Annotated in this window: 8 protein-coding genes; 4 read left to right on the forward strand and 4 right to left on the reverse strand. The window is 47.2% G+C overall.

Annotation, left to right across the window (positions count from 1 at the left end; all coding sequences use genetic code 11):
• The 4 genes from ACTHMC_RS04190 to ACTHMC_RS04205 form a co-directional block, all read right to left on the reverse strand.
• Positions 1–1,093: TonB-dependent receptor plug domain-containing protein (locus ACTHMC_RS04190; protein ID WP_440411082.1), on the reverse strand; the 1,093-nt coding region annotated here is incomplete at its 3' end.
• Between the two features lie 196 nt (positions 1,094–1,289).
• Positions 1,290–2,468, reverse strand: a complete 1,179-nt coding sequence (locus tag ACTHMC_RS04195) for a FecR family protein (protein ID WP_440411084.1) — start codon at positions 2,466–2,468, stop codon at positions 1,290–1,292.
• 46 nt (positions 2,469–2,514) lie between these two features.
• Complete coding sequence (locus ACTHMC_RS04200; RefSeq protein ID WP_440411086.1) at positions 2,515–3,111, reverse strand: RNA polymerase sigma factor; 597 nt, start codon at positions 3,109–3,111, stop codon at positions 2,515–2,517.
• A gap of 169 nt (positions 3,112–3,280) precedes the next feature.
• Positions 3,281–4,189: a DMT family transporter gene (locus ACTHMC_RS04205; protein ID WP_440411088.1), complete on the reverse strand. Its 909-nt coding sequence runs from the start codon at positions 4,187–4,189 to the stop codon at positions 3,281–3,283.
• Positions 4,190–4,542: 353 nt separating this feature from the next.
• On the opposite strand from ACTHMC_RS04205, the gene ACTHMC_RS04210 reads away from it, so the two are divergent.
• The 4 genes from ACTHMC_RS04210 to ACTHMC_RS04225 all read left to right on the forward strand — a co-directional run bounded on the left by ACTHMC_RS04210 (position 4,543) and on the right by ACTHMC_RS04225 (position 11,553).
• The gene (locus ACTHMC_RS04210; protein WP_440411090.1) at positions 4,543–5,109 is read left to right on the forward strand and encodes an RNA polymerase sigma factor; all 567 of its coding nucleotides are present in this window, start codon (positions 4,543–4,545) and stop codon (positions 5,107–5,109) included.
• A 68-nt stretch (positions 5,110–5,177) separates the two neighbouring features.
• Positions 5,178–6,320: a FecR family protein gene (locus ACTHMC_RS04215; RefSeq protein WP_440411092.1), complete on the forward strand. Its 1,143-nt coding sequence runs from the start codon at positions 5,178–5,180 to the stop codon at positions 6,318–6,320.
• 99 nt (positions 6,321–6,419) lie between these two features.
• Positions 6,420–10,070: a SusC/RagA family TonB-linked outer membrane protein gene (locus ACTHMC_RS04220; RefSeq protein ID WP_440411094.1), complete on the forward strand. Its 3,651-nt coding sequence runs from the start codon at positions 6,420–6,422 to the stop codon at positions 10,068–10,070.
• 205 nt (positions 10,071–10,275) lie between these two features.
• Positions 10,276–11,553, forward strand: coding sequence for a RagB/SusD family nutrient uptake outer membrane protein (locus tag ACTHMC_RS04225; protein ID WP_440411096.1), 1,278 nt, complete (start codon positions 10,276–10,278; stop codon positions 11,551–11,553).
• The last annotated feature ends 9 nt before the right edge of the window (positions 11,554–11,562 follow it).

The following is an 11,562-nucleotide window of genomic DNA, read 5'->3' on the forward strand; positions in this document are numbered from 1 at the left end:
GCTTTCCCATTACGCTGAAATTGGCGCTGACATCCAAGGTTACCGGCTGATTGAACTTTGCCTTTTTGGTTGTGAGTACTATTACACCATTCCCTGCTCTTGTACCCCAAACTGAAGCAGCAGCCGCATCTTTCAACACAGTTACACTTTCAATATCATTCGGATTGATATTATTTATATCTCCCTCATATGGAAAATTATCGAGAACGATCAGAGGATCTCTTGGGCCAGAGATAGTAGACTGTCCGCGGATCATTATACCCAGGTTTGATGTTCCGTTCTGCAATTTCTTATCAAACAACACGCCACTAGCTACTCCATTAAGCCTGTCAAGGATATTCATCCCTACCTGCATATTCAGTGTTTTATTATCAACAAGCCCAAAACTTCCGGTTGCCCGCTCCTTGGGTATATGCTGATATCCTGTATTAATCGTAACTTCTACTTCTTCAAGTTTGATGGCGTATGGTTTCAATGATATGGAAGACAAACTGCCGTTACTGATCATCAAAGAGGTCACCGTAAGCTTCGCCGGTTCATACCCCACATAAGAAACCACAACAATATCCCCCTCCTCCGCACTGATCGTAAAAGATCCATCCTGCAGAGAAGTCACACTGATCTTTGAATTCCTGTTCTGAATAGTAGCGCCCGACAAGGGATTTCCCAATGAATCACGCACCTTGCCATTCACTTGTTTTGCCTTGAACAATTCAGGAAAACTCAATTCCGGAGCGGGCTTGCGGGCTTCTGTTTTCCGGGAGAGAAAGATGGTCCTATCCCTGATCGTCCAGTTCAGCGGCTGGTCTTTCAGCACCAGGTCCAACAGATCAGGCAATCCCATCTTGCTTGCCTTTACCGTAACAGGCTTTACGCCAGACAAGTCCTGTTCATTGATAAATGCCACATAGCCTGTTTGCTTTTTGACAGCTGCAAAGACCTCTTTCAGCGTAAGGTCCTTACCCGTCAGGCTAATGGTTTGCGCAATGCCCGATGCACGGGCGCTGAACAATGCTGCAGTTAGCAGAATGATGGTCAGTTTCATCACTACAATCATTTTTACGAGTGGCCGGTCTTCAGGTCGCCGGACCATCGCATGAGTTTTGGTTAAGCGTCTAACATGCGCTTTTTTTTGCATAGATTTGCCGTGTTTGGGTTGATAAATAAGCAGTGTTGCACACACATTATTGTTTATTGAATGATCCCGGACTTCCGCCGGAGGTGTTCACAGCACCCCCGGTTTTTGTTTGGGACAATCAAAGCAGTCCGACTCCAATAAAATAGTCTGATTATTTTTTTACAGTCAATTTTCTTCCTTCCAGTTTAAATTGAATACCCATTTTCTGCAGTTCATTGAGCAGATCATTCAAGGAAACACCCCTGGTGATCTCACCCCAGAAAGTAGCTGCCGGAATTCCATTTTCATAGTCCACTTCAATATCATACCAGCGCTCCAGCTGCCGCATCACTTCCTCAATCGAAGCGCCATAAAAATTGAACAATCCATTCTTCCAGGCCATTACTTTTTCAAGATCGGCGCCTTTCACCAGTTTGATACCCTCCCGCAACTGCGCCTGTTCTCCGGGTTTCAGCACTACTGAAGCCGCCTGCTGGTTACGCACGCGCACCGATCCTTCCAGCAGGGTGGCAGAAATAGCAGGCTCATTGGAATAACTGTTGATATTGAAACTGGTTCCCAACACTTCCACCGTTGCGCGCTGGTCTACCTGAACACGGAAGGGAACCCGTTTATCAGGCACGACCTCGAAATAAGCTTCACCAGAAATTTCCACTTTCCTTTCATCGGCATTGAATGCAACAGGGTAACGGATAGAGCTTGCCGCATTCAACCACACTTTTGATCCGTCCGGTAATGTGAGCATGTACTGCCGGCCCCTGGGCGTACGCATGGTATTGTAAATAATGCCGGCACCCTTCCCTTCATATACCAGGGCTCCATTCACAATCCTGGCAATACTTCCATCCTGCCGGGCCACTACTCCATTGCGGATCGTATCCAGCAGTACGGAACTGCCATCGGCCAGCGTAAGCACTGCGCCTTCCTTTCCCGGCTGCACCTGCTCTGCAACAACCACAGGTTGTTCAGTTTCTTTACCACTACCCAACCAGATAACTGTGCCGGCCACCATCAGCAACAGTACAGCCACTGCTATCCGGTACCTGCGTAAGAAAGATATATGACGGACTGGTGTGATATTTTCAGCAGACAGGGATCTCAGCCAGATGGATTCCGCATCTGCCTGCTCCCATTGCCTCAAACCTTCCACCACCCATCCTGTGCTATGGATTTTTTCCTGCATTTCATTATCGGGATTTGCAGCCAGCCAGTCATCAAGCAACTGCTGTTCGTTGGGCAATAGATCCTGGCCACTCCATCGTTTGTGGATGGCGGCCAGAAGCTCGTTATTAAAGGATAATCCGGTGCTCATATCAAATAGAACGAGCATAACAACGGAACGCTACAAAAAAGTGGAAATATTTTTTCAGGGGAGATTACCGGCCGATCTGCCAGAGGGAAAGAAAGGCGAATGCCTGCTCCCATACTTTCTTTTTACGAAGCGCGGCACGCAACAATACCAGCGCCCTGGATTTGTCAACCCGTACATGGGTTTCGGTCTTGTTCAAACGCTTTGCTATCTCAGCTGTGCTTAATTCTTCCAGGAAACTGTACTCAAGAATACTCCGGTATTTTTCCGGCAGTTGCCGGATCTCCTGCCAGATCAGCTGGATCAGTTCGGCCTGGTACATATTGGCCTCTATCACGGTAGCAGCGAGCTGCGGCTGGAGATGCTTTTCTGCAGCATGCACTACGGCTTTATGTTTCAGGTAATCCAGGCACTGATTGCGGACCGTAGTGTATAAAAAAGAACGGATACCTGCAATACTGGAGAAATCTTTATGCCTTTGCCAGAGTTTGGAGAAGGCCTGGCTGACCATATCCTCCGCATCCTGCTTTTGCCCGATGAGCTTCTCAGCGAAATAACAAAGCGGGTTCAACTGGTTATCGAAAACATGGCGGAATGCACGCTGATCACCATTGGTGATACGGAGCAGCAGTTCCTGTTCATTGTATTGATAATTCTCAGACAAGTTATTCCCGGTATAGCAAATTAAGAAGCTACAAAACTAATGGCAGGAAAGGTTAAATGGTGCGTGGCATCAAAAATATGGTTTTAGCGATAGAATTACAATACTCAAAAAAAGAAGGCGCTCCTCGCGGAACGCCTTCATAAGTTGTCAGTTTACCCAGGACACCTGCTCAGCTATGATGAAGCGGGGATTGAGGGCTGAGATGAATCCTCCGCTTTTTCCTGATGGAAATGATTATCTGTAAGATCACCGACGCGGCTACAAACAACAATCCCACATAAAACGAAGCATTCACCTCCTTCCCTTCTCCGAAGAATAAAAAGGCTATCGCAATAGCATAGATCGGTTCCAGGTTAAAACTCAGGTTCACAGTAAAGGCCGGGATCCTTTTCAATGTTTCCGCAAACATGACATATAAGCCTACTGTGCAAAATAAAGACAGCAACAATAACCAGACAGTATCCTTTACATCCGGTATCAATTGTTCCACCGGAAAAAAGAAAAGATACAGCGGCATCAACACACCTAAGCCTACAGTGCCGCCCATCATCTGATAATAATTGATGAGCTTACTATCATAGTGCTTCACCAGGCGCTCATTGTAAATAGTGTACAAGGCAGCAAAGGCGGAAGAGATCACTCCCAGAATAACACCCAACTGATAAGAGGCATCAAAAGTAAAGATCAGCGCAATCCCTATCAGTGTAAGCAGGCTCAGCAACAACTCGGACACAACATATCTTTTTTTGTTGATCAGTGGCTCAAACAATGCCGTGAACAAGCTGGTTAAACTATAACAGACCACTCCCACGGATATATTCGCATACTTGATGCTTCCATAGAAGAACAACCAATGTATGGTGATCAGCATTCCGATCTTAGCGATATCAAATTTGTTTCGCCAGGGAGTCACAGTATTTACCCTGAATAATCTTACAATAAGGAATAACCAGATAAAAGAGAAGAAAACGCGGTACCAGACCAGAAGGCCTTCATTGAGAGAGATGAGTTTTCCAAAAACTCCTGTGAACCCAGCCAGAATAACGGCTATATGCAGTACGATAAATGATTTTTTCATAAAGAATTATCCGCCCGCCAGTAAAGGCAAGTATTAAATGTTTCAATAAAAGGTTGAAGAACATTCCGACTGCTGACAGCCAGTTGCCATCAGCTACTTTACTGAAGGAACATCTAATTCAAAAAGTGGAATAATGCTTTTTCTGTTCATATATACTGTGTAATCCATACGAATATAGCCAAAAAACCGTTACTGGTACTGCGTTTATGAGATTTGGTACTTTGGCAATAATAAGTAAAATGGAAAGAGCAGATTAATGCACCTTCCATTTTTAATTGAATTCTTTATATTTGATCTAACCAGACCTGTCCTGATTCACTCTAAACACCTACGTAATTATAACAGGTCAGACTTTGCATGACTACCCTACATACAATGATGATCAACTGATCGCTTTGCTGAAAGAAGATGACCAGCAAGCCTTTGAACAGCTCTACTCGCGCTATTGGAAAAAACTTTTCACACTCGCCTTTCATAAGCTGCAATCCAGGCAGGATGCGGAAGACATCGTGCACGACATATTCGCCAGCATCTGGGTGCGGAGACAGGAGCTGGAGATCCAGTCCATCAGCAGCTACCTGGCAGTAGCTGTCAAATACAAAGTGCTGGAGTATTTCAACAAAGCCATCTATCATCATGCGCTCATCCCCGAAGAACTGGCTGCCGGCAATAGTGCGGGACAACTGACTGACAAACTGGAAAGCCAGATCCTGGACCGGCTGCTTCAGGAAAAAATACAGCAGCTTCCGGAAAAATGCAGAATTGTATTTGAACAGAGCCGTATCGAAGGCAAATCCAACCCTGAGATAGCCCGGGATCTCAATATTTCCCGGAAAACAGTGGAAAAGCATATCAGCACGGCATTAAGACAGCTCCGCCATTCCATTAAAGACTTCCTTTCAGGCTTTCTTTTCTATTAAAAATAATTTTTCAAAAAAATAATGCCTCTGAGGTAGGGAGGCAGCATTTTATACACACTATACTTAAGATGACCCAGGAACAATTAGGCATACTAATCCCCAAATACCTTTCAGGTACGGCTACACCAGAAGAAAAGCTGGCAGTGGAAGAATGGTATCAACATGAGCAGGAACTGGAAGTTTTCATCGGTGAAGGCCCTGAAACTACCGAGCAGGAATTGCACGACAAGATCCTGGGAAGACTGAGGACCACCATTCAACAACCTTCACGCAGCAGGAGCAAGGTGTTGCCGCTCTGGAAAAAAATGGCAGCAGCAGCAGCCGTGATGCTTGTATTATCTGTCGGCACCTGGTACCTGCTCCAGGATGAAAAACAACCAGCGCCCACTGAACTGGCTCAGCAAACAGAGATCCCTCCTGGTTTTGATCAGGCCGTACTCACAACATCCGACGGCCGCAAAATTGAGTTGGGCAAAAACAAACACGCCCCTATCAATGAACAGAATGGCGTTACCATCAACAACAACGGTAACCAGTTATTATATAACACAGCCGCATCCGGCAGCACCGAATACTTCAACACACTGGAAGTGCCCCGCAAAGGCATGTACAGCATCGGGCTGGCAGACGGCACCAAAGTGTGGCTGAACGCATTATCCTCACTCAGGTACCCTACCACATTCCCCGGAAAAGAACGCCGGGTCAGCATCAAAGGCGAAGCATATTTTGAAATAGCGAAGAACGCAAAACAACCTTTCATCGTTGAAGTGGAAGGCGGACAGGAAATTGAAGTATTGGGCACATCGTTCAACGTAAATGCCTATACCAACGAGAGCATCATCAGCACTACCCTGCTCAGCGGATCAGTGAAGGTAAAAGCCAATGCAGCCAGCCAGCTGCTTTCTCCTGGCGAGCAGGCACAGTACTCCCCAGCCAACGCATCCCTTCAACTGAAAAAAGATATCGATGCCAATGACGCCATCGAGTGGAAGAACGGCAACTTCGTCTGCAATGGCAAAGACCTGAAAGCCATCCTCCGCCAGGTGGTTCGCTGGTACGATATCGAAGTGGTATACCAGGGGAATATTCAGTCAGAAATATTTGTGGGAACTATCTCGCGCAACATGAACCTATCCGAATTATTGAAAGTGCTTGAAATCACCGGCGTACATTTCTCACTCCGGGGCAGGCAGCTTACAGTTTTACCTTAATCAGATTTTTCAGTTCAGGATCCGGAAACACTATCCTGTTTACTGCACACTGCTGATCACAGTATGCAGGCAGGGCCCTATTTTCTCAAACCAAAACGTATGACCATCAAAACTGCACTACTGATCTTAGCCATGCTGGTTTGCACGGCAGGCTTTTCACAGGGCATCTCCCTATCCCGGAAAGATGCTCCCCTTACGGCCGTGATGAAGGAAATCGAGAAGCAGACAGACCTTAAATTCTTTTACAAACAACAATTGCTGAAGAATGCGAAAAATGTAACCATCGATGTAAAGAGCGCAAGCCTGGAATCTGTGCTGGCGCTCTGTTTCAGCAACCAGCCGGTTGATTACAAGATCGTCAACAAACTGATCGTGCTGTCTGCAAAGCCAGGAAGCGATCCCGAACCCGATAAAAAAGATCCGCCCGTCAGCGATGCAGGGCTCACCATTCCCGTAACAGGCATCGTTACCGGCGCCAATAACCAGCCGCTGAGCGGGGCCACCGTTTCCGTAAAAGGACAGAAGACCGTTATACAGACCGATGGGCAGGGAGTGTTCTTATTCAACGCGCCTCCCGGTAGCACCATCATCGTCAGTTATGTTGGCCACCAGACCACACAGCAAAAAATTGCTCCCAGTGGCCAGATGATCATCAGGCTGGAACCCAATGCCATGCTGGATGAAGCCGTTATCTATAACGGTTATCAGAAGGTGCAGCAAAAATACCTGACTGGTTCCGTTACCTCTCTGAAAATGGATTCCGTTATTCAACCTGGCCTCAGCACAGTGGACAAAATGCTGGAAGGAAGGATTCCCGGCCTTACCTATATGCAGAATTCCGGTCAATCGGGCGCTGCGCCCAAGCTTCGTATCCGTGGCACTTCCACTATCCTGGGAGCACGTGAGCCCCTGTGGGTGGTGGACGGGATCGTGCGCACAGATCCGATTCCCATTCCGGCCGACCGGGTGAATGATCCGGATTTCGTGAATCTGCTTGGCAATGCCATCGCAGGCCTCAATCCTAACGACATTGACCAGATCGATGTGCTGAAAGATGCCACTGCTGCGGCCTTATATGGAGTAAGGGCGGCAAACGGGGTGATAGTGATCACTACCAAAAGGGGAAAGCCTGGCCCGCCTGTTGTAAACTATAATGTAACGGGAAGGCTCACGCGCAGACCCAGGTATACCGACAGGGATATTTATATGATGAATTCCAGGGAACGCGTGGACGTATCCAGGGAGATGATCGAAAAGCAAATGACCCTTCGGGGAAGTGGAATGGAGGCCTATGAAAAGGCTATAGCCGATTACTATGCAGGCCGGATAGATTTTGACACATTTACACAATTGGTCAACAAGGCAGAAACTGCCAACACAGACTGGATGAAGTATACAATGCGCGATGCATTTTCCACTGATCACACATTGAGTGTAAGCGGTGGAAGCCCCTCCGCCACTTACCGTGCATCCGTTGGCTACAATGCTGAACCAGGTGTTATCAGGAAAGAAGTGAACGACCGTTATACCGGCCTGCTAAGTCTGATGCTGAGTTACCGGAAATTCAAGGCTGAATTCAATATACAATTGAATAATGGTAAACGCAGGTATACACCACAGGACGTTGGCGTAATGAACCATGCGTTTTATACCAGTCGCGCTATCCCCTTACGCAATGCAGATGGCTCTCTCTATTATTACTCTCCCATCAGTTCCCAAACTGTGGCCACCCAGTTTGTAGATAATAAAACTATGAATATCCTGAATGAGATCGACAGGACAGGTGAAACGGTGGAAACCAGTGAATATACCGCCAGCGCCAACCTCAATTACGAAGTGGCGGATGGCATACAGCTGAATTCCACACTGGCCTATACTGGTGGGAATTCAGATCACCAGACCTGGTTTGACGAGAACACGGAAATGGCAGCCCAAATACGGAACGTGTCCTGGAACAATATAGACAAAGCATTCGATCCTGCCCGGAATCAACTTCCCTTTGGCGGTGAGCTCACGCAGCAGTCTGTGAAGAAGCAGAACTACACCATCAATACCCGTCTTGATTTCAGACGATTCCTCGGGCAGCGGAAATTACACCTGCTCACTGCCGGCCTTGGCGCCGAAGTGAGGTCAACCCGCAACAATACTTACCAGAGAAGCAGCAGAGGCTACTACCCCGAGCGCGGTCTCAGCTTTGCCAATATCGATATCACAAAATATACGAGCTACGGATACTGGTTGCAAATGAACGGAGGCGGCACCATCACTAACGACCTGCAAAATGCAGTCCGCAGCTTTCTTACCGCCACTCATGTTTACAAAGACAGATATGTGGTCAGTGGTACTACCAGCCAGGAATTCTCCAATGCATTCGGCACCAGAAGCAATGAGAAATTTCTTCCCACCTGGGCGCTGTCTGCACGCTGGAACATGCAGGATGACCTGCTGAGAAACGCCAGCTGGATTGACCTGGCAGCCCTGAGGGTTTCTTACGGAACACAGGGAAATATGATCGGAGGGCAAACTCCCTACACCATTATCACCAGGGGTGCCATGGATAGCTACTATGATTCATATGCTTCCAGCATCCAGTCATTTCCTAATCCCAACCTGCTTTGGGAAAAGAAACAGGACTACAGTGCAGCTGTCGATTTTTCCATCTTAAATGGCAGGATCAGGGGCTCGCTCGGCGCTTATTCCAGCAAAACCACCAATGCCTTTCTGAGAAAGAATGTTTCCTCCATCAACGGAGTAGGCTCCTATGTGGTGAATGGAGGTACCGTGGAGAATTACGGTGTGGAAATAGACCTGCATGTCAGGATCATCAACAATCCCGGTATGGGTAACAAGCGGGGCTTCATGTGGCGTTTTGATCCGCAACTCGGACAGGCCTTCAACAAACTCATCAATAACAACCTGAGAAGCCGTAATGTGATGGTGGATATGGCGGGCCAGACTTACGAGAACTTCCTCTCAGGCAGCGTACCTGTAAATGGAAGATCTGTCAACACGTTTTATTCTTACCAGTTCAAAGGCCTGGATCCCACTTATGGATTTCCTCTGTTCTATGGAGCAGAACCTTCAGACAAGGCACTACTGACAAAAAAGTATAATGCCGTCAGCAAAGAAGAAGTATTCAGTATGGTAATGGTTGAATCCGGAAGAAGGGAGCCTGTTCTGCAAGGAGGTATCAATAATACTTTCAGCTACAGGAACTGGACGCTCGACATAAATTTCACCTACAGCGTCGGCAACAAGATCCGCCTGCTTCAGATAGCATCCGGCAATTACGGAACATTCAGACCAAGCTCCCAGCAGAACCTGCGCAAAGAATTTGTAAACCGCTGGCAATATCCCGGAGACGAACAACACACCAATATACCCGGCATACAGGGATCTGTTACGATGTATGATCATGACAAAACAGCCTGGTGGAATGTGCCCAATCCGGTGTTCCTCACCACAAGATTTGCTACCGACTATTACCAGATGTACGACTTCTCAGACCTGCGCGTGGTGAAAGGAGATCATATCAAACTGCAATACGTATCCCTTCAGTACATGCTCACCCAGGAACTCTGCAAAAGCATGCACATCAAAGGGGCCACAGTAAGGCTCACCGGCAGCAATCTCTTCACCATTGCCAATAAAGCGTTGCGCGGCCAGGATCCTTCCCAATCCGGCTCAGCACCCAATGTTAACCTTTCAATCAGACCCGTATATGCTTTCAATATCAACCTCAGTTTCTAAACAATGTGTAGCGACTTACCCCTTAAAGGCAAGGTTGCTGGTACTGTGCCTGGTTTGTATAAGCGCTACGTCCTGCAAAAAATTCCTGGCAACTTATTCCCAGAACAGCAGCTTCATTGAAAAAACAAAAGACCTAGATGAGCTGCTCATTGGCGATGTCTATTATCCGGCCCGGTACGGCCAATGGCCCCTTTACATTTTTACTATGGACGATGACGCTGAGATGGGAAAACCAGTTGCCAATTTTCTGAGCAAGATGATACAAACAGGATTTCATCATTGGCAACCCAATCCACGGATCGACAGCGAAGGTACATTGACGAATACAGATATCATCTTCACGGACTGTTACAAGAAGATTGCCAGGATCAATGCAATACTCCATAATGTGCCACTGTTAAAAGCCAAAGGAGAACCTGCCGCCCAGCTCAACAGGATTGCCGGTGAAGCTCATTTTCTCAGGGCCTATTATTATTTCACACTGGCGAACCTCTACGGCAAACCATACAGTATACTTACTGCCTCTACAGACCTTTGCATACCATTGAAAACAAGTCCGGAGGTAAAAGACCAGTTTGCAGTACGAAATACCAGCAGACAGGTATATGACCTGATTGTTGCCGACCTGCTGGATGCGGAGAAAGAACTGGAAGGCGCCAACAGCTCATCGAATATCCGCGCCAATCAGGCGGCGGCACAATGCTTACTGAGCAGGGTGTACCTGTTCATGGAAGAGTATGAAAACGCAGCAGTGTATGCAGACAAAGTGATCAGCAATAACAATTACAAGGTACAGGACCTGAACCAACATATTACCGGTACGGATTTCATCAACCGCAGATCTGAAGAGGTGATATTTACGATGAAGGAATCTCTGATCTATATACTGATGTCGAGTTATACAGATCCACCCGCCACTGAATTCTACCTGGTATCTCCGGACCTGGCGGCAAAATATGAACCGGACGATCTTCGCTGGCAGGCCTTCTTCAAACAAAACAATCAGGGACATATAAGACTGGTCAAACAAAGCCAGACCACATACAGTACAGATGATGTTTCAGATATATTCCTCCTTCGCTTATCAGAAGCTTACCTGAACAAAGCGGAAGCACTTGCCGCGCAGGAAAAATTTACCGGGGCGCGGAGCGCAATTCAGGAACTGAGGAAAAAACGTTTCAAACCGGCAGACCTGGATCCTGTAACCGCGGATGGCGCAGCCCTGGTCAATTTCATCAGGGATGAAAGAAGAAGAGAGCTCTGCTTTGAAAATCACCGCTGGTTTGATCTCAGGCGCTATGCCGTCAACACCAGGCACCCTTTCAGCAAAAGTATCAGGCACCGCTCCTACGTTTTTTCAGGAACCGGGTATATTGAAAATGGCTACTATGAACTGGCTCCCTATGACCAGTTTAAAGCTGCTTACTTAGTAGCCATTGCGAATGACGATATAGAGTTGAACCAGGGTAGCCTGAGCTTCTAAAGAAGACCA

The sequence above is a fragment of the Pseudobacter sp. genome, assembly GCF_051955275.1.
Lineage (GTDB): Bacteria > Bacteroidota > Bacteroidia > Chitinophagales > Chitinophagaceae > Pseudobacter.

Coding starts and splice junctions, on each gene's coding strand:
- ACTHMC_RS04225 (WP_440411096.1), top strand. CDS start 10,276: ATGGACGATGACGCTGAGATGGGAAAACCAGTTGCCAATTTTCTGAGC.
- ACTHMC_RS04195 (WP_440411084.1), bottom strand. CDS start 2,468: ATGCTCGTTCTATTTGATATGAGCACCGGATTATCCTTTAATAACGAG.
- ACTHMC_RS04205 (WP_440411088.1), bottom strand. CDS start 4,189: ATGAAAAAATCATTTATCGTACTGCATATAGCCGTTATTCTGGCTGGG.
- ACTHMC_RS04215 (WP_440411092.1), top strand. CDS start 5,178: ATGACCCAGGAACAATTAGGCATACTAATCCCCAAATACCTTTCAGGT.
- ACTHMC_RS04220 (WP_440411094.1), top strand. CDS start 6,420: ATGACCATCAAAACTGCACTACTGATCTTAGCCATGCTGGTTTGCACG.